This window comes from Sulfitobacter sp. IGS-18, assembly GCF_059628195.1.
In genome coordinates, this window is record NZ_JCAQIH010000002.1 from 351,503 (window position 1) to 368,325 (window position 16,823).

Here is a 16,823-nt window from a genome sequence, read left to right on the forward strand (position 1 = left end):
GGCCTTTCGTAAGGAATACAGGGAAAGATTTGTTGGCCGGGCCGGGACAGAGAATGGATGCAGGCCCACATTTCTGCATTGCGGCTTAATTATATGATGAAATCGTCTGATGATATGGTTAAATACTCCGATGAAGACACATCGTGACGAACTGGAATTTCTGGACCGCGGCGGGCGTCCGACCCTGGCTGACATGCTGGACCGGATGACGTTCCGGCCGTCGCGCGGCAGCATCGAGCTGAACGGCGCGCGCATGGTGCTTTCCCGGGCGACCTTTGGCGCAGACCTGCAGGACGAGCTCATCCGGCGCTTCGGCGAACATGAGGCAATGGTGCTGCTGTTGCGCCTTGGCTATCGCAACGGCCGCGAGGATGCGGAATTCATCCGGCGCGCCTGGCCCAATCTCGACATCGGAGATGCCTTCACGGCGGGCACGCGCATTCACATGGTGACAGGCACCGTGCGCGTTGAAACGCTTCACAATGATTTCGATTTCAAGAACAACCGGTTTTCCGGCGATTTTCTCTGGCACGATTCCGTCGAGGCGATGGAATACGCGCGGCGTCACGGGCGCGCGACCAAACCGGTGTGCTGGGCGCAGACGGGATATGCCGCCGGATACGCCAGTGTCTTTTTCAGCAAGCTGATCCTTTACAAAGAGGTAAGCTGCGCGGCGATGGGCGACAAATCCTGCCGTGTCGTGGGCAAGACCGTCGACGATTGGGGCAAGGACGACCCGTTCGTGCGCATTTTTCTGGACGAAGTGCTGGTCACACGGCCCGAGACTTCGCCGCGCATGCGCAAGGAAGGCGTGGCACAGGGCAGCAAGGCAGCGGGCATTCTGGAAGACATGATCGTGGCCCCGGTACACCGGGAGCTTGAGCAACTGGCGAGGGCGGGATTAAGCACGTTGATCACCGGGCCTGATGGCGCAGGGTGTTTCAAGGCTGCGGCCTGGCTTCACACAAGGCGGTTTCCATCCGGCCAGTTGCACCGTGTGCATGGCGCATCCGATACCCTGCCGGCGCTGATACAGAACATTCGCCATACGCTGACCAAAAAGGGGGCGCGGGAACAGACCCTGGTGATCGAAACGCTGGAGGATCTGCCCCTCGACACGCAGCTTGAACTGGTGGATCTGGTGCACACCGACGGCGCGGCGCCCGAGAACTTCATGCTGATCGGGATATCGCATCTGTCCTTGCCCCGGTTACAGCGCAGCAGCAATTTGCGGGCAGAATTCCTTCATGCGCTGTCCATTCTGCCCGTTACATTGCCGGCGCTGGCTGCGCGGGAGGATGACATTGCGCTGTTCGGCGACATTTACCTGTCTCACCTCAGCACGCAGAAATCCGGGTTCGAAGGTCACCTTACCCCGGATGCGCGTGCTTTCATCCGGGCCCAGAGCTGGCCCGGTAACCTGCCCGAGCTGAGAAGCACGATCCTGAGGGCGGCCCTTCAATCGGCGACCCCCACGGCGATCACAGCCGAAGATATCGCCCGGTCCCTGGCGGTTGACCCATCCCCGCTGGAGACAACCGGGGCCGGCAGATTGCCAACCGAGGACGAAATCGAAGCGGTCTGGACCTCCCTCAAGGCGCTGTTGGATCAGGATATGTCCATAGATGGCGCCGTCGCGCAGTTTGAACAGCTTGCGCTGCAGGAAGCGGGCGGCAACGTGTCAGCTGCCGCCCGTCGCCTTGGTCTTACCCGGGCGAAGCTGGATTATCGCCTGACCGCTCAGGGTGCCAGAACCTCACGACAGCGATGATGCGTGGCGCCGGTGGCGCAGGGCGTTCTCCTCGTTGCCAGGCTCGGACAGTGACAGCACGCTGTCTGCGGTATTGCGGATCAGGGCCTGATCGTGACTGACAATCATCACGGCGATACCGTCGGTATCCGCAGCGCCCGTCACAAGCCTTATCACACTGGCCTGCGTGATGGGGTCGAGCCGCGAGGTCGGTTCATCTGCGAATATGAAAGCGGGTTTGCGCAGCAAGACGCGCAGCAAGGACAAACGCTGCAATTCCCCGCCTGACACGGCACCGGGCCTGCGTTGCAGCAATTTGGGGTCAAGGCCAAGGCTCTCCATCAGCACATCAACCTCGCGCGAAGCACAGCCCGCCATTGTCACCACATCCGCCAGAGCCTCGCCAATCCTGCGCTTGCGCGGAAAGGCCGCGACGGGATCCTGATAGAGTTTCTGGAAGGCAAAGGGATGCGCGCCACCTTGCCGCCTGATCCGCCCATGGGCGGGCGGCATCAGCCCAAGAATGGCATCACCAAGCGAGGATTTGCCGCATCCGGAGGGGCCGGTGACGCCAAATACCTGCCCCGCCGCGATCTTAAGCGAAACACCTTGGAACAAGGTCCGCTGACCCCGAACCAGCGCGAGGTCTTCGGCGCTGACCACCGCAGGGCCGGGATGCGCCGCTGACGGACGGGGGCTCCAGCTTTCCGGGTCGGCGGCGAAAAGTTCCCGTGTGTAGGCCTGACCCGGCGCGGCAAAGATGTCACGGGTCGTGCCGCTCTCGACTACCTGACCGGCGCGCAGGACAATGAGCCTGCCGCCGATCCGGCGGGCCAGTGACAGATCGTGGGTGATGATCAGCAATCCGCCCGCCTGCCCCATTTCGGACAACAGAAGATCGGCGACCTCGTCCCGGCGCGCGGCATCCAGCCCCTTGGTGGGTTCATCCGCAATCACGATGCGGGCACCCCCGGCACGGGCGGCGGCGATGGCCACCCGCTGCGCCATGCCGCCGGACAGTTGATGCGGATACCGTGATCCGGCCTCGGCAAGTCCAAGCTCCGACAGGTCGGAAGCGGCGCGGGCCCGTGCGACGCGGGGCGACAGGCCGTGCACCAGACGATGTGCTTCAGCAATCTGCGTTTCGGCCCGCATCAGGGGATCAAGCGACAGCCACGGTTCTTGCGGCAGAACGCCTATTTCTCGGCCCCAAAGCCCCCGGAACCGATCCGGGGTTCCGGCATTCAGGACACGGTCGCCGATGGCGACACGGCCCTTTGCCTCCAACCCCTCGGGCAGCGTGCCCATCAGGGCCTGCGCCAGCAGGCTCTTGCCCGATCCGGTTTCACCCAGGATGACCAGTGGCTCTCCCGGATCGAAGTGCAGCGATATCGGCGACAAAAGGGATGTGGCCCCGTCCCGGACCGTGATGTCTTCGGCAATCAACAGGCTCATGTTTCACGGCTCCCGGCCAGAAGGGTAAGGCCCAGCAGCAGGGCAAATGTGGCCACGACCGGCGACAGGAGCGCCAACGGCGCCTCGCGCCAGTAGGGCAGCAGTTCAACCATCATCAGGCCCAGTTCAGGCGTGGGCGCGCGCATGCCCACATGCACAAACCCGAGCGCCGCAATGGCCATGATCGCAGTGGCGGTTCCGAAGGCAGCGGCGGTCAGCATCATCGGCGCGATTTCGGGCCAGATATGGACGCGGAAAAGATAGACTGGACCGAACCCGAGAAGCCTGGACGCCTGCACGGCGGGCGAGGCCAGGGTTTCGCGCGTGGCCGCACGGGTCAGGCGAAAGAACTCGACCCAAAGCACCAGCGACAGCCCCGCCCAGAACCCAAGCGCCGTCCCCGGCACCATGGCCAGCACAATGAGAACCAGCAACAGGCCCGGAAGCGCCAGCAGCGCATCCGCCAGCATGACGAAAATCCGGTCGATCCAGCCCCCTTTGGCCGCCGAAAGCGTGCCCAGGACCAGCCCCGCAGCACCGGCCGTTGCCACCGCGGCCAGGGCGATGACAGGTGACAGACGCAGCGCATCTGCCAGACGGTGAAAAACCGACCGGCCAAGGTGATCATAGCCCAGCGGCGCGCCAGTTTCCGGCCCGGCCAATGCCTTGATCAGGGACTGTGCAAGGGGATTGCCCGGAACGATCACGGGGCCAAGCAACGACAGGGCGGCCACCAGCGCGATCAGGCCGATGCCGACTGTGCGCATTGGCGACAGCGGCAGGCGGCGCGTTGTTTGGAAATCAATACTGCTCATCCCGTAACCCTCGGATCAAGTCGCCGCACGGCAAGGTCGATGGCGCTGTTGACGATGACAAAGCCGAGCCCCAGCACCAGCGCCGTGCCCTGCACCATCGGCACATCCCGCGAGAATATCGCGTGAACCAGCGCATGCCCGATGCCGGGCCAGCCGAAGATCGATTCAACGATGATCACCCCTTCGACAAGTGTCACGAATTGCAGGCCAAGATAGGTGATCAGCGGCACAGAGACGTTGCGCAGCCCGTGCCGCAGCAGGGTTTGCCGTTCGGACAGCCCCTTCCATTGGGCGAATCGCCAGAACGGCATATCCGCGATACGTGCCATGGCGTCCCGCGTGATGCGCGCATTGACCGCCGCCAGTCCAAGGGCAAGTGTCAGGCCCGGCAGGATGAAATGGCGCAGCTCGCCGTGCCCCGCCGCGGGCAGCCATCGCAGGTGCACGGCAAGCAGCACGATCAGGACAAGCGCCATGAGAAACTGCGGAACGGCCTTTACCCCGGTCGAAGCGACCAGCAGCACACGGTCCAGCACCCCGCCCGGCCTGAGCCCCGCGAGAATGCCAAGGGGTGGCCCGATGACCAGCGACAGCAGAAGCGCCACCAGCGCGAGGGTGGCCGACGCGCCCAGCTGATGCACAATCTCGTCCATCACGGGCTGGCCGCTGACAAGCGAATTTCCAAAATCGAACCGCGCCAGATCGCTCAGCCATTGCAGCAGGGCAGGCAGCGCCGGGCCGTCAATGCCCAGTTCGCCACGCACCGCATCGGCGGCAGCGGCATCGACGTTGTCATAGCCGTACCGGCCCGCAGCAATGCGCCAGGCCGCATCGCCGGGCAGGCTGCGCATCATGATGAATGTGGCGGTGCCGATCAGGATCGCGACCATCACCGCCTGCACCAGGCGCGAAACAAGCACCTTCATTCCGCCCACCGGATGTTCTCCAGGCCGAAGCTGCGCTCGAACGGGTCGATTTCCGCGCCTGTTACCCTGTCTGATACGGCCAGCGTCTGCCGATACCAGGCAATCGGGATGATCGGCAGTTCCGATTGCAGGATTTCAGATGCCCTGGCACGTTCCGCGTTTCCGCCGTCACCCCGCGCCAGACCGCGCAGAAGCGTTGCGAATTCTTCGTTCCGCCAGTTCATCGCCCCCCAGTCGCCATTGCCAACGTAGTCGGCCAGGATTGTGCCAATCGGATCGGGGACAAGAGAAAAGTTGCGCGCGATCAGGCCAAGCTCCAGCGAGCCATCCTGATGCCCTGCGGGTATTTCTGAGGAGTTGGTCGTGTTGACGGTCAGGTCAATACCGATCGTGCGGAACTGCTGTTCCAGCACCGCGGCAACCAACGGCAGTTCCGGCCGGTCAGGATAGGTTGTCAGGGTGACCGCGAAACGCGCCCCGTCCCGTGTTAGGATACCGTCACTGCCCGCTTCCCATCCCAGATCGGCAAGCAACTTCTTGGCCTCCTCCACCTCATAGGCGAGCGGGGCAAGCGCATCGTTGTGCCAGTCTGCGGTGGAGGGCGGGAACAATTGATCGGCCCCTTCGGGATAGCGCAGCACCGCCTGTGCGATACCGGCACGGTCAATCGCAAGGCTCAGCGCGCGGCGGGCATCGGGTTCGGCCAGAAACGGGTGACCCGCATTGACCTTGATCAGAAGCGTGCGGGGAATGGCAACCGAGAGCACCTCGACATCATCCAGCATGCCCAGCCGCGAGACGCTGGCAGGATCAAGGCCAAAAACGAATTCGGCTTCGCCGGATTCTGCCATCAGCGCCCGTGTTTCGACCCGGCTGACACCGGAATAGCTGACATCCGCGATATGCGGCGCATTTCCCCAATATTCGGCAAAGGCCGTCGCATCCAGGCTGAGCGGCGGTTCCATCGCCGTGATCCGGTAGGGGCCGGTGCCGATGATCGCGACCCCCGTGCCATCCGCAGCATATGACGCGGGCGACAGGATCTGTGACCGGTATTCCGCAAGGAACGCGGGCAAAGCCGCCATTGGCTCCGACAGGGTGACAGTGATTTCGCCGTCACCCGCCGCGATGCCTGTAATCGGCAAGTCCTGCAACGGACCGGGTTTGGCGCGCGCAATCTCAAGCGCATTGACCACAGTATCTGCGGTCATCGCGCTGCCGTCGTGGAAAACCACGCCTTCACGCAGGGCAAAGACCCAGGTCAGCCCGTCTTGCGAAACCTCCCAGGAGGTGGCGAGACCGGGGGTCAGTTCACCATCGGCATTTGCATTCACCAGCGTTTCAGCCACCCCCATCCGCGTAAAGATATAACCGCTGGTCGCGGGCTCCGGTGCCTTGATCTCGAATTGTGCGACGACATCAAGCCTGTTGTCCGCCTGCGCCAGCACCGGCATCGCAAAACATGCGAGCGCCACGGCCGCCTTGAGGAAAGTTCTGGTCATCTGTTGGTATCCTGTTTGAAGAAAGAGCGTGGTATTGCGACGTGGCGGTCGCGGGAAAGGGTTTTCTGTTGGGCGCGGTTCAGCCGCGCAATGGCGCCTTCAATGCCTTCGCCACAGGCCCGCGCCCGCCGCAGGATCTTTCGGCAGGACGCCGGGGACCACGGCAGCGCCGCCTGGGATAGCCAGGATCGGATCGGGGCCGGCAGCGCATCAAAGACCTGCATCGGGTCTTCGGCGCGGCGCCTGGTTCTGAGGCTGGTTGCACCGCGGTTGGTTGGGGCCATCACCCTGCCTCCGCAGATCGCCATACCGGGAATGGGTCGGACATCTCGGGCAAGGCGTCGGGACCCGGCGCAAGGTCTTCGGGCACGAGACATGCATCAAGCCGCGCCTTGATCGCCGGCCAGTCGATACCGGCACCAATGAACACCAGTTCCTGCCTCCGGTCGCCCCAGGGTTCCGACCAATGCGAAGCCATGTACTGGCGCGCGCCCTCGTGATCCGGCCAGCGGTCACGCGGAACGGAGGCCCACCAGGTGCCCAGAGGCTTGACCGATGACAATGCCCCGGCAAGGCTGAATTCAGCCACCCAATCGGGGCGGGTGGCGATCCAGAAGTGCCCCTTGGCGCGGATCACACCGGGAAGCGCACCGTTCAGGACCGACAGGATCTTCTCTGGCTCGAAGGGTGCCCTTGCGCGGTAGACAAAACTGGCCACGCCATATTCCTCGGTCTCCGGCACATGGTCGGCAAAGCCATATAGCTCCTTTGCCCACATCGGATGTTCATGTGCCTTTTCAAAGTCGAACAGCCCCGTGTCCAGGATGGCACTGGCGGGCACCTCGGAATGGCTGGTCTCGATGATGCGCGCATCGGCGTTCAGACTGCGGATGATCTTGCGCGCCGCGTCAACCTGATGCGGCGCGGCATCCGCGACCTTGTTCAGGATCACCACATCGGCGAACTCGATCTGCTCGACCAGCAGGTTGACCAGCGTGCGCTCGTCGTCTGCGCCCAGCGTCTCGCCACGGTCACGCAGGAAATCATGGCTGCCGTAATCGCGCAGCAGGTTCACCGCATCGACCACCGTCACCATCGTGTCGAGGCGCGACACATCCGAGAGACTGTTCCCCGCCTCGTCCCGGAAATCGAAAGTCGCCGCCACGGGCAGCGGCTCGGAAATGCCGGTGGATTCGATCAGCAGATAGTCAAAGCGACCATCCTCGGCCAGGCGCCGGACCTCCTGCAGAAGATCATCGCGCAGCGTGCAGCAGATACAGCCGTTCGACATCTCGACCAGGGTTTCGTCGGTATGGCTCAGGTTTGCACCGCCCTCGCGGACCAGATCGGCGTCGATGTTCACCTCGGACATGTCGTTGACGATGACGGCCACACGCCGCCCCTCGCGGTTGTTCAGCACGCGATTGAGCAAGGTGGTCTTTCCAGCCCCCAGAAAGCCGGACAGGACAGTTACGGGCAGACGCGGGTCAGTCATTGGGCGGCCTCCACGGGTGTGACGATTTCGGGAAACAGCAGCGAGGCGTGGCAACCGCTTCCGGCCTGCGCCCCGTCGGCAAGAGCGAAGTTTATGTTGGGCATCGGACGTGCGACATCTCCTGCGGCGAAGACGCCCGGAATACTGGTCTGCGCCATCGGCCCCACTTTCACGAAAGGCCCCATCGGCCCGTCGGACAGGGCACATCCCAGATGCGCCGCCGGACTTTCCGCCAGGGTGGTCCGGGGCCCCAGGAACAGGGCGGCAAACCTCTGACTGTCGCCGCCGGACAGGCTCAGGGTAATGCCGCCTTCATCAATTTGCGCGGCTTCCAATGCCCTGCTGTCCATCTGGACACCGGCCAGTTCAAGCGCCGCGTGGTCAAGACCGTCCATCCCGCCCGTGATCAGCGTAACGCGGTCGCTCCAATCGGCGCGCAGCATCAGCGCCTGATGGGCACCCATGTGAGAGGTGGCAAGGACGGCCAGCGGTTCGCCTTTCACCTCGTAACCGTGACAATAGGGACAATGCAGCACCTGACGGCCCCAGCCCTCTGCAAGTCCGGGAACATCCGGCAGGATGTCACGCACGCCATGGGCCAGGATGAGGCGCTTTGCGGCAAAATCCTCGCCGTTTTCCAGCGTCACGGAGAAGGCACCCATCTGGCCGCCGATGGCCGTCACCTTGCCCCCGCGCTGGCTTAAATGGGGATATGCCTTCAGATCATCTCGGAACCGGCCAAGGATTTCAGCGGGCGCAATGCCATCCCATCCCGCGACCCCATGCGCCCCCGCCGAAGTTCGGTTGCGCGGCAAACCGGCATCTATCACCAGAACCGACCGGCTGGCCCGCCCAAGCTGAAGGGCGGCGGTGAGGCCCGCGAAACTTCCGCCAATAACGATTACATCGTACATCTGTTACCTTTCGTCATGGATCCTGCGGCCAAAGCCACATCTGATTGTTTGGGGGGCGCCTCCGCGGGCCCCATTCATTATGTAATTACATCACATCTTGGAGGCCCGAAAATCCTCGAGCCTCCTGCTGCGCCACAGGGTGGCCGCAGCAGGAAACGCCTGATGCGTCAGAGACACTCCGCCAGCGCGTTCGCCAGGTTGCGCAAGAGTTGCGGATAAAGCTCCGCACCCGGTTCAAGGTCAGACCCCAATGGGTCCATAACTCCCGTGCGCGCCGCCGTGCCTTCCATGACCGAGGCGACGATGCCTGGATTGAATTGCGGCTCGGACATGATGCAGGTCACCTTCTGATCCGCAACACGCTCCTGAATCTCGGCAATGCGCGCCGGGCTCGGATCTGTGGCATCAGAAACGGAAATTGCGCCTGATGCCGGAAAATCGAAAGCCGCTTCGAAATACTGGTAGGCATCGTGGAAAACGATGAAGTTGGCACCGCGCAGGGGTTCCAGGATGCTGTTGATTTCAATGCGCAGATCCGCCAGTTCCTCGCGTCCCGCAGCGGCATTTGCAAAATACGCTCCGGCATTGTCCGGATCGGCCGCTGAAAGCGCGGCAGCAATCGTGTTCAGCCAGGCCGAACCGTTGTCCGGGGACAGCCAGACATGCGGGTCGTGATCGCCGTGGTCGTGGCCTGCATGTTCTTGCTCTCCATGATCGTGCTCCCCATGTTCGTGACCGGCATGATCGTGACCCTCGTGCTCTTCGGCATGATCCGCGTGGTCATCGTGATTTTCATGTTCTGCATGATCATGATCTTCGGCATGTTCTTCATCGCCATGGTGATGCACCTCGAACAATGCATTCTCGCGCAAAGGCAGCTCCGTGGTGCCCTCTGACTCCATCAGCGCCACAATTGTGGCATCGTCCGCCAACGTATCGATTGCATCGTCCAGCCAGGGGGTCAGTTCGGGACCGACCCAGAACACCAGCTCCGCATCCTGCAGAGCCTTCGCCTCGGAGGGGCGCAGGCTGTATTCATGCGGGCTGGCACCGGGTGCCACGATCAGCGACGGCTCCCCCACCCCTTCCATTACGCGGGCGACCAGCGCATGCACCGGTGCGATATCGACGGCCACATTCGGCACATCCGCGAGGGCCGTTCCGGCCAGCAGCACAGCCGCCAGGGACCAGGGCGCGAGGTTTCTGGACATCTCCAACTCCATGTGATTTTATAACGTTACAGGTCGGATACAGGAAATGTAATAACATGACAAGTAGGTCGCAGACAGATCATGAAACACCGTCAGATCCGGTCGGTTTCGACAAGCACGACCATGCCGATTGCATCAATACTGCAGTGGCCGCGGCCGAGGCGCATTGCGCCAACAACGGGCTGCGCTTTACCCCGGTCCGGCGCAAGGCGCTGGAGATTCTGCTGCAGGAACATCGCGCCCTAGGTGCCTATGAAACACTGGACCGGCTGCGTGACGCCGGTTTCGGGTCCCAGCCTCCTGTCGCCTATCGTGCGCTTGAATTCCTGGTTGCCAATGGTTTCGCGCATAAGATCGAGCGGTTGAACGCCTTTGTTGCCTGTGCACATCCCGGAGCCAACCATTCGCCTGCCTTCATGATCTGCAGAGTCTGCGATTCGGTTGCCGAAGCACAATCGGCACCCGCACGCGGCTCCCTCGGAGAGGCAGCGCGCGCAACGGGGTTTCAGATCGAACGGACTGTGGTGGAAGCCGTCGGCCTCTGCCCCGCCTGTGCGGAGAATGCCGCACCATGAGCCTTGTCACCGTTGAAGACATCAGCGTCGGCTACGGGGCCGAAACGGTACTGGCCCATGTATCGCTCGCCATCGAACCCGGTGAAATCGTGACCATTGTCGGCCCGAACGGCTCCGGCAAGACCACGCTCCTGCGGGCGCTGATCGGCGCGGTGCGCCCCGCATCGGGGCGGATCACGCACAAGCCTGCGCTGCGCATCGGCTACGTGCCGCAGAAACTGCACATCGACCCGACCCTGCCCATCACGGTTGAGAGATTCCTGCGGCTTCCGGGCGGGATCGCGCGCGATGCCTGTGCGCGGGCGCTGGCCCGGGCCGGTGTCCCGGATCTGTCGCGGCGCCAGATGTCAGCCTTGTCCGGCGGCCAGATGCAGCGCGTTCTCTTGGCACGCGCGTTGATCAATGAGCCCGAAATCCTGCTGCTGGACGAGGCAACGCAGGGTCTCGATCAACCCGGTTCCGCCGCCTTTTATCGCCAGATCGAGGAGGTGCGCAAAGACACCGGATGCGCCGTCCTGATGATCAGCCACGAATTGCACGTGGTGATGAGCGCATCAGACCGGGTCATCTGCCTGAACGGGCACGTCTGCTGCGAGGGCACGCCGGAAATCGTATCAGCCGCGCCGGAATACCGTGCCCTTTTCGGCTCCGGCACCGGCGGAGCACTTGCGCTGTACCGCCACGACCATGATCACGCGCATGATGAAACCTGCAACCACGACCACGACCACGGGCACGACCATCCACCACAGACCAAGACCGAGGCCGCTGAATAATGCTGGACGATTTCATGACCCGCGCAACACTGGCCGGTATCGGTGTGGCCTGTGCCGCCGCCCCTCTGGGCAGTTTCGTCGTCTGGCGCCGCATGGCCTATTTCGGCGATGCAACGGCCCATGCCGCGATCCTTGGCGTGGCATTGTCCCTGGCGCTCCAGGTGTCGATCTTTGCGGGCGCCGTGGCTGTGGCCCTGGCCATGGCCCTGACCGTCACGCTGCTGACCGGTCGTGGTTACGCAATGGACACGCTTCTGGGTGTCCTGGCTCATTCCGCCCTGGCCTTCGGGCTGGTCGCCGTCTCGTTCCTGTCCGGCATCCGCATCGACTTGATGGCCTATCTGTTCGGCGACATTCTGGCGGTGTCGCGCGGCGATCTGGCTGTGATCTGGGGCGGTGCCGTTCTGGTCGTCGGGCTGATCGGCTGGCGCTGGTCCGCGCTGCTGACCGCAACCCTGAGCGAAGAGCTTGCCTATGCCGGGGGTATCGACCCCAAGCGCGAACAACTGGTTCTGACCCTGGCGCTTGCCGTCACCGTCGCCGTTGCGATCAAGGTTGTCGGCGTCCTGCTGATCGCGGCGATGCTGATCATCCCCGCCGCCGCCGCGCGCGCGCTGTCGCGCACGCCGGAAGAAATGGCCCTGATCGCCGCCGTGATCGGCGGCGGATCGGCCATAGCCGGCTTGCGTGCCGCCTATGCCCTGGACACACCCGCGGGCCCTTCCATCGTTTGCGTTGCGGCCATCATCTTTCTGATGACAAGCATCCTCAAGGGGGTGCGAACCCAAGGTTAGGGCCTGTCAGCGCCGCGTCACCCATAGGGCTGCGACCATCGATGCTCCGGCAAGGGCAAATGTCAGCTGCATGCCGTTGCCAATCGCACCGGGTGCCGCGGCTTCGATGATGCTTGTCCCTGCACCGAAGGAGAAAACGGCACCCATGACCGAGGCGCCACAGACAAGCCCGAGGTTGCGCGACAGACCAAGCAGGCCCGACACCGCGCCGCGCGCGCCGTCAGCGACATTTGCCATGACCATCGTGTTGTTGGCAGATTGGAACATCTGATATCCCGGTGTCAGGATCATGATGGCGGCAATATAGCCGTAAACACCGAACACTGTCGGCAGGGCCGACAGGGCAAATGCACCGGCAGCCAGCCCCGCAAGCCCGATCAGCAGCACGCGCGACGCGCCCCAGAAATGGACGAGATAGCCGGAAGGCACACCGACGCAGATCGAAATCACCGGCCCAAGCGACATGACCAGACCGACAGTTACAGGGCTGAACCCAAGCCCAAGGCCAAGATAGAATGGCCCCACGATCAGCGTGGCCATCATCAGGTTTGCCACCAGAAGATTGGCAGCCATGCCGGGGATGACACCTTTTTCGCGCAGCGCGGAAAGCCCCGTCCGTGGCGACGTGATGCCCGGCGCAGCCGACGGCAGGAACCGCCACGCCAGACCTGCCGCGCCCAGGCCGATCGGGACCAGGATAAAGAAGACAAACGGCCACCCGGCCAACCCGATCAACAACCCGCCCAGCGATGGCCCCAAGGCCGTTCCAACCGCAGACATGGTCGCAAGCAGCCCCATGATGCGGCCGACACTTTCGCCGCCAGCCGTCTCCCTGACCAGGGCGATGGTCAATGTCATCAGGAAAGCCGCGCCGATGCCCTGCGCGGCGCGGGCCGCAACCAGAGCCCAAAGGTTGGGTGCCCAGCCACACAGGGCGGATGCCAGCGAGAAGACAATCAGCCCCAGCAGCAACATCCGCGCGCGGCCGAACAGATCCCCAAGTCGACCGGCGAGCACAACAAAGAGCGTGAGTGCCACAAGATAGGCGATCACGATCCACTGCACCTGATGGAACGGTGCCTCAAAGGCCACCGCAAGGGTCGGCAGCGCGATATTGGCAATGCTGGTGCCCAGTGAAGCCAGCAGCATTGACAGCGACAGGCACAGCAATGCGCCAAGCCTTGCAGCCGTCGGTTCGGATGATTTCATGACCTTCAATTTGCGTCTCCGCTTGCCAAAAATGGTGTGGGAAGCCATCCTACGAATTCAAGCCAACTTGAGGTCAAGTATGAAAATGCTCGATATCGGCGAGGTGTCGCAAACCGTCGGAATTCCGGCATCGACCCTGCGCTACTATGATGAAATCGGCCTGATCTCATCGGTCGGCCGGCACGGGCTTCGGCGACAATTCGCGCCCGATGTGCTGTTGCAGCTTGCGCTGATCTCGATGGGAAAGTCGGCGGGATTTTCTCTTGAAGACATCGCTGGCATGTTCGGCCGAGACGGGAGACCGGACCTGCCGCGCCAGGAATTGCACGACCGCGCGGACGATCTGGATCGGCAGATCCGCGAGCTGACGGCCCTGCGCGATACCCTGCGACACGTCGCCGAGTGTCCGGCACCGTCGCACATGGAATGTCCGACCTTCAGACGTCTTGTCGGTGTCATGGGGCGGCGAAGATCAAAGAAGGCAAAGAGCCGTTCAAAGGCATCTGCCGGATTGCGGTGAACCGCAGCCCCGTCGATGGATCACGCCGACAGGCGACGTTTCCCTGATCGGCGGCAGGTCCAGCGAGCGGATGGTTTCATGCCAACGTGGCAGATGCAACGCTCCCAAACGGTGCCGGCGTTGCATCAATTGTTTCCGGGCAGGCCCTGAACACGGGGCCTTGCTTTTCATGTCGGTTGTCGCAGCGGATACGCCCGCGCTCAGCGCTGCGCCGCGGTCCATTCCGCCCAGACGAAACCGGCCACGACAACGGCCTGACCCAGCACAAGGATCCAGCCAAAGACGTTTGGCGATATAATGCCGGTAACGGGCAGCGCCAGGCTCGCCACGATCCACAACACATTGCCGCCGATCACCAGATAGGTCCCCAGCGAGGGCACCGAGACGGTCCCGGCCAGAACCGCCATGAACGCGGCAATGGGAAAAAGCAGCAACCCCGCCCAGAACAGCAGATCTGCCGGAATTGCGGTAACCCCTGCCACCAACCCGGATGCAGATACCGACAGCGCGCCCATCAGCGCGCAGGTGGCGGAATCGAGTTTCAGAATGGTTTGCAACGCAGGTATCTGGCTTTGATGTAACATGATTGTCTCCTTTGCGGATGTTCAACGCGCCACTCCGGCGGCGTCTGCCTGGAATTTGCCCGCCAGCGCTGCTGGGGTCGATTACCTGGGAGGTAATTGTTTGCCGGCAGTCAGCGCGGTAGACAATTGCCATGAACAACACATCGGAAACCGTAGGGCGGCAGTTGCGGGAATGGCGGCAACGGCGCAGGCTCAGTCAGCTGGCTCTGGCCAGCGAGGCCGAAATTTCGCAACGGCACCTCAGCTTTGTCGAATCCGGGCGCGCGCGTCCCAGCCGGGACATGGTACTGCTGCTCAGCGAATACCTCGACGTGCCTTTGCGGGCGCGCAATACGATGCTGACGGCGGCAGGTCATGCGCCGCATTACCCGCATCACCGGCTGGACACGCCGGAACAATCCGGCATGCGCGGGATGATCGAAAAGGTCCTGCATGGCCATTTGCCGCATCCCGCCCTGGCGGTAGATCGCCACTGGGGTCTGATCTGCGCCAATGCTGCAGCGCAGCGCCTGATGTCAGATGCCGCGCCGCATCTGCTGACGGGCGAGGTCAACGTGCTGCGACTCAGCCTGCATCCAGAGGGGCTGGCCCCGCGCATTCTGAACCTCGCGGAGTGGCGCGCGCATCTGCTTAACCGGCTGGATCACGACATCTCGTATTCGGCGGACGCCAGGCTGGCGCAGCTGCGCGACGAGCTTGCCGCCTATCCCGTGTCCGGACCCGGGGGCAACCTGGCATCAGACGCCGCGCAAGCGGGCAGCATCGCAATTCCGCTCAGACTGAAGGGAGATGCAGGGCCGCTGTCTTTCCTCAGTACTACTACGGTATTCGGAACCGCCGTCGACGTTGCCCTGTCCGAGGTCACGATCGAGGCATTTTTCCCGGCAGACGACCGAACGGCGCAAGCCTTGGCGTAACATCCTCCGCCTCCAATCTGGGAGGCGGAGGAAACCAGGTTTGTCGGCGGTTTCACAGATAGCTGAGCCAATGTCCCGTCGCCAGCGGCGGCTTCATCGAAAGGACCGCCTCGACCGGCAACGGGGTAAGCCGCAGACGGTGAGGTTACTGGAGCAGACCTGCCGCAGTCAGCTGTGTCACAGCGACGGCGCCGATTGTCTCGACGAATTTGGCATATTCTTCGGGGCCCATATCGGAATCCGTGACACCGGTGCTCTTGGCATATTCCTGGTAGGAATCCGCTTTCATTGCATCGTGGAATGCATCAGCGATCTGCTGTTGCAGCTCCAGCGGCATGTCCTTGGGGCCAAAGACGCCACGGACCTGGACCCAGCTGGTGTCCACTTCGATGCCTTGTTCGGCAAGCGTTGGCAGATCGGGTGCACCCGTCAGCCGTTTGTCATTCAGGACGCCCAGGCCCTTGATCCGGTCAGCTTCAAAGAACGCGGCTGTGGGGCCGAGGTTGGAGACGGCGATATCAATGTGCCCGCCCAGAAGCGCGGTCGTGATGTCCGGCGTGGATTCATAGCCGATCCAGTTGAACTTGGCGCCGGTTGCCGTTTCGATCATCGAGGTGCCGAGGTTCTGCATGGATCCGACGGGGCCGAAACCGCCGATGGACACGCTGCCCGGGTTGGCTTTGGCGGCTGCGACAGCCTCTGCCATGGTGTTATAGGGGCTGTCTGCGCGCACGTAGTAGAGGATCGGGTCAACCTGAACCCCCGCAATCCACGAAAAATCCTCCGGTGCGAAGGTGCCTTTGAGGTTGGTGGCCATGCCGGTGAAATGGGTCAGTGTGTTGATGCCCAGCGTCAGCCCATCCGGTTTGGCGGAGCGGACTTTGGCCATCTGTGCGGCACCGCCGCCGCCGGGGGCGTTCTGAACCACAATGGTCTGGCCAATGGCCGGTTCCAGCGACTCGGCCAGGGTGCGGATGAAAATGTCGGACGTGCCGCCGGGCTTGGTGTGCATCACGACCTCGACCGGACCGGCAGGCCAGCTGTCCTGCGCATAGAGCGCTGTGGCCGATACGGTCACCAGGCAGGCGGCGGCTGCCGCGCGTAAAGACTGTGTAAACGAAAATATCATGGGCTCTCCTCCTCAGAGCGGAACGTCGCAGGTGCGACAAAGACAGGCGCAGTGTCATTGTTTTTCGTTGCCCGTGAAACTGAGCAGAAGTTGGTCAAAGGCTGCAAAAATGAATGGCAGAAGCCGGCACCTCCGTATGCATCGAAGGCCCGTCAGAGCCAGATTTCACCCCTTTGGCCGTTGCGACCACCCGCCGGGATGCCCCTTGTTGTTGGCGGCTGACCCGTCGCGCCCGATGCAGGTGGCAAGCA

17 protein-coding genes are annotated in these 16,823 nt (G+C 62.9%); 6 read left to right on the forward strand and 11 right to left on the reverse strand.

Going from position 1 to position 16,823, the window contains the following annotated elements:
• Positions 1-130: 130 nt before the first annotated feature.
• Complete coding sequence (locus ACWNZ3_RS19795) at positions 131-1,771, forward strand: XylR N-terminal domain-containing protein (RefSeq protein ID WP_496901997.1); 1,641 nt, start codon at positions 131-133, stop codon at positions 1,769-1,771.
• Here ACWNZ3_RS19795 and ACWNZ3_RS19800 read toward each other — a convergent pair.
• The 8 genes from ACWNZ3_RS19800 to ACWNZ3_RS19835 all read right to left on the reverse strand — a co-directional run bounded on the left by ACWNZ3_RS19800 (position 1,757) and on the right by ACWNZ3_RS19835 (position 10,068).
• Positions 1,757-3,205, reverse strand: a complete 1,449-nt coding sequence (locus tag ACWNZ3_RS19800; protein ID WP_496901998.1) for an ABC transporter ATP-binding protein — start codon at positions 3,203-3,205, stop codon at positions 1,757-1,759. The two genes, ACWNZ3_RS19795 and ACWNZ3_RS19800, sit on opposite strands and share 15 nt — an antisense overlap.
• Positions 3,202-4,020: an ABC transporter permease gene (locus tag ACWNZ3_RS19805; RefSeq protein WP_496901999.1), complete on the reverse strand. Its 819-nt coding sequence runs from the start codon at positions 4,018-4,020 to the stop codon at positions 3,202-3,204. Before ACWNZ3_RS19805 ends, ACWNZ3_RS19800 begins: the two co-directional genes overlap by 4 nt.
• A complete protein-coding gene (locus ACWNZ3_RS19810; protein WP_496902000.1) occupies positions 4,017-4,946 on the reverse strand; it encodes an ABC transporter permease in 930 nt (309 codons plus the stop codon). Before ACWNZ3_RS19810 ends, ACWNZ3_RS19805 begins: the two co-directional genes overlap by 4 nt.
• Positions 4,943-6,448, reverse strand: coding sequence for an ABC transporter substrate-binding protein (locus tag ACWNZ3_RS19815; protein ID WP_496902001.1), 1,506 nt, complete (start codon positions 6,446-6,448; stop codon positions 4,943-4,945). The genes ACWNZ3_RS19810 and ACWNZ3_RS19815 overlap by 4 nt, the downstream gene beginning before the upstream one ends.
• Positions 6,445-6,825, reverse strand: coding sequence for a DUF6525 family protein (locus ACWNZ3_RS19820; protein WP_496902002.1), 381 nt, complete (start codon positions 6,823-6,825; stop codon positions 6,445-6,447). The genes ACWNZ3_RS19815 and ACWNZ3_RS19820 overlap by 4 nt, the downstream gene beginning before the upstream one ends.
• On the reverse strand, positions 6,732-7,943 hold the full coding sequence (locus tag ACWNZ3_RS19825) for a GTP-binding protein (protein WP_496902003.1): 1,212 nt from the start codon (positions 7,941-7,943) through the stop codon (positions 6,732-6,734). The genes ACWNZ3_RS19820 and ACWNZ3_RS19825 overlap by 94 nt, the downstream gene beginning before the upstream one ends.
• Positions 7,940-8,857: an NAD(P)/FAD-dependent oxidoreductase gene (locus ACWNZ3_RS19830; protein WP_496902004.1), complete on the reverse strand. Its 918-nt coding sequence runs from the start codon at positions 8,855-8,857 to the stop codon at positions 7,940-7,942. The genes ACWNZ3_RS19825 and ACWNZ3_RS19830 overlap by 4 nt, the downstream gene beginning before the upstream one ends.
• A gap of 167 nt (positions 8,858-9,024) precedes the next feature.
• Entirely contained in the window at positions 9,025-10,068 is a 1,044-nt protein-coding gene (locus tag ACWNZ3_RS19835; RefSeq protein ID WP_496902005.1) for a zinc ABC transporter substrate-binding protein, read from the reverse strand.
• A gap of 56 nt (positions 10,069-10,124) precedes the next feature.
• Here ACWNZ3_RS19835 and ACWNZ3_RS19840 point away from each other — a divergent pair, with 56 nt between their 5' ends.
• Genes ACWNZ3_RS19840 through ACWNZ3_RS19850 form a run of 3 tightly spaced genes read left to right on the forward strand, consistent with a single transcriptional unit; the run spans position 10,125 to position 12,213 of the window.
• Complete coding sequence (locus ACWNZ3_RS19840) at positions 10,125-10,643, forward strand: helix-turn-helix domain-containing protein (RefSeq protein ID WP_269360494.1); 519 nt, start codon at positions 10,125-10,127, stop codon at positions 10,641-10,643.
• A complete protein-coding gene (locus tag ACWNZ3_RS19845; protein ID WP_496902006.1) occupies positions 10,640-11,419 on the forward strand; it encodes an ATP-binding cassette domain-containing protein in 780 nt (259 codons plus the stop codon). The genes ACWNZ3_RS19840 and ACWNZ3_RS19845 overlap by 4 nt, the downstream gene beginning before the upstream one ends.
• A complete protein-coding gene (locus ACWNZ3_RS19850; RefSeq protein WP_114276910.1) occupies positions 11,419-12,213 on the forward strand; it encodes a metal ABC transporter permease in 795 nt (264 codons plus the stop codon). The genes ACWNZ3_RS19845 and ACWNZ3_RS19850 overlap by 1 nt, the downstream gene beginning before the upstream one ends.
• Positions 12,214-12,219: 6 nt before the next feature.
• Here the strand turns inward: ACWNZ3_RS19850 and ACWNZ3_RS19855 are convergent, their stop codons facing one another.
• Entirely contained in the window at positions 12,220-13,422 is a 1,203-nt protein-coding gene (locus ACWNZ3_RS19855; RefSeq protein ID WP_496902007.1) for an MFS transporter, read from the reverse strand.
• A 79-nt stretch (positions 13,423-13,501) separates the two neighbouring features.
• Between ACWNZ3_RS19855 and ACWNZ3_RS19860 the strand changes: the two genes are divergently transcribed.
• Positions 13,502-13,942, forward strand: a complete 441-nt coding sequence (locus ACWNZ3_RS19860; protein ID WP_496902306.1) for a helix-turn-helix domain-containing protein — start codon at positions 13,502-13,504, stop codon at positions 13,940-13,942.
• Between the two features lie 200 nt (positions 13,943-14,142).
• Here ACWNZ3_RS19860 and ACWNZ3_RS19865 read toward each other — a convergent pair whose 3' ends face one another.
• The gene (locus ACWNZ3_RS19865; protein WP_496902008.1) at positions 14,143-14,526 is read right to left on the reverse strand and encodes a hypothetical protein; all 384 of its coding nucleotides are present in this window, start codon (positions 14,524-14,526) and stop codon (positions 14,143-14,145) included.
• Between the two features lie 131 nt (positions 14,527-14,657).
• Here ACWNZ3_RS19865 and ACWNZ3_RS19870 point away from each other — a divergent pair, with 131 nt between their 5' ends.
• The gene (locus ACWNZ3_RS19870; protein ID WP_496902009.1) at positions 14,658-15,443 is read left to right on the forward strand and encodes a helix-turn-helix domain-containing protein; all 786 of its coding nucleotides are present in this window, start codon (positions 14,658-14,660) and stop codon (positions 15,441-15,443) included.
• Positions 15,444-15,588: 145 nt separating this feature from the next.
• Here ACWNZ3_RS19870 and ACWNZ3_RS19875 read toward each other — a convergent pair whose 3' ends face one another.
• Positions 15,589-16,572 (reverse strand): Bug family tripartite tricarboxylate transporter substrate binding protein, encoded by a 984-nt coding sequence (locus ACWNZ3_RS19875; protein ID WP_274574620.1) that lies wholly within the window; start codon positions 16,570-16,572, stop codon positions 15,589-15,591.
• Positions 16,573-16,823: the final 251 nt, after the last annotated feature.

Coding starts and splice junctions, on each gene's coding strand:
- ACWNZ3_RS19795 (WP_496901997.1), top strand. CDS start 131: ATGAAGACACATCGTGACGAACTGGAATTTCTGGACCGCGGCGGGCGT.
- ACWNZ3_RS19800 (WP_496901998.1), bottom strand. CDS start 3,205: ATGAGCCTGTTGATTGCCGAAGACATCACGGTCCGGGACGGGGCCACA.
- ACWNZ3_RS19805 (WP_496901999.1), bottom strand. CDS start 4,020: ATGAGCAGTATTGATTTCCAAACAACGCGCCGCCTGCCGCTGTCGCCA.
- ACWNZ3_RS19810 (WP_496902000.1), bottom strand. CDS start 4,946: ATGAAGGTGCTTGTTTCGCGCCTGGTGCAGGCGGTGATGGTCGCGATC.
- ACWNZ3_RS19815 (WP_496902001.1), bottom strand. CDS start 6,448: ATGACCAGAACTTTCCTCAAGGCGGCCGTGGCGCTCGCATGTTTTGCG.
- ACWNZ3_RS19820 (WP_496902002.1), bottom strand. CDS start 6,825: ATGTCTCGTGCCCGAAGACCTTGCGCCGGGTCCCGACGCCTTGCCCGA.
- ACWNZ3_RS19825 (WP_496902003.1), bottom strand. CDS start 7,943: ATGACTGACCCGCGTCTGCCCGTAACTGTCCTGTCCGGCTTTCTGGGG.
- ACWNZ3_RS19830 (WP_496902004.1), bottom strand. CDS start 8,857: ATGTACGATGTAATCGTTATTGGCGGAAGTTTCGCGGGCCTCACCGCC.
- ACWNZ3_RS19835 (WP_496902005.1), bottom strand. CDS start 10,068: ATGTCCAGAAACCTCGCGCCCTGGTCCCTGGCGGCTGTGCTGCTGGCC.
- ACWNZ3_RS19840 (WP_269360494.1), top strand. CDS start 10,125: ATGACAAGTAGGTCGCAGACAGATCATGAAACACCGTCAGATCCGGTC.
- ACWNZ3_RS19845 (WP_496902006.1), top strand. CDS start 10,640: ATGAGCCTTGTCACCGTTGAAGACATCAGCGTCGGCTACGGGGCCGAA.
- ACWNZ3_RS19850 (WP_114276910.1), top strand. CDS start 11,419: ATGCTGGACGATTTCATGACCCGCGCAACACTGGCCGGTATCGGTGTG.
- ACWNZ3_RS19855 (WP_496902007.1), bottom strand. CDS start 13,422: ATGAAATCATCCGAACCGACGGCTGCAAGGCTTGGCGCATTGCTGTGC.
- ACWNZ3_RS19860 (WP_496902306.1), top strand. CDS start 13,502: ATGAAAATGCTCGATATCGGCGAGGTGTCGCAAACCGTCGGAATTCCG.
- ACWNZ3_RS19865 (WP_496902008.1), bottom strand. CDS start 14,526: ATGTTACATCAAAGCCAGATACCTGCGTTGCAAACCATTCTGAAACTC.
- ACWNZ3_RS19870 (WP_496902009.1), top strand. CDS start 14,658: ATGAACAACACATCGGAAACCGTAGGGCGGCAGTTGCGGGAATGGCGG.
- ACWNZ3_RS19875 (WP_274574620.1), bottom strand. CDS start 16,572: ATGATATTTTCGTTTACACAGTCTTTACGCGCGGCAGCCGCCGCCTGC.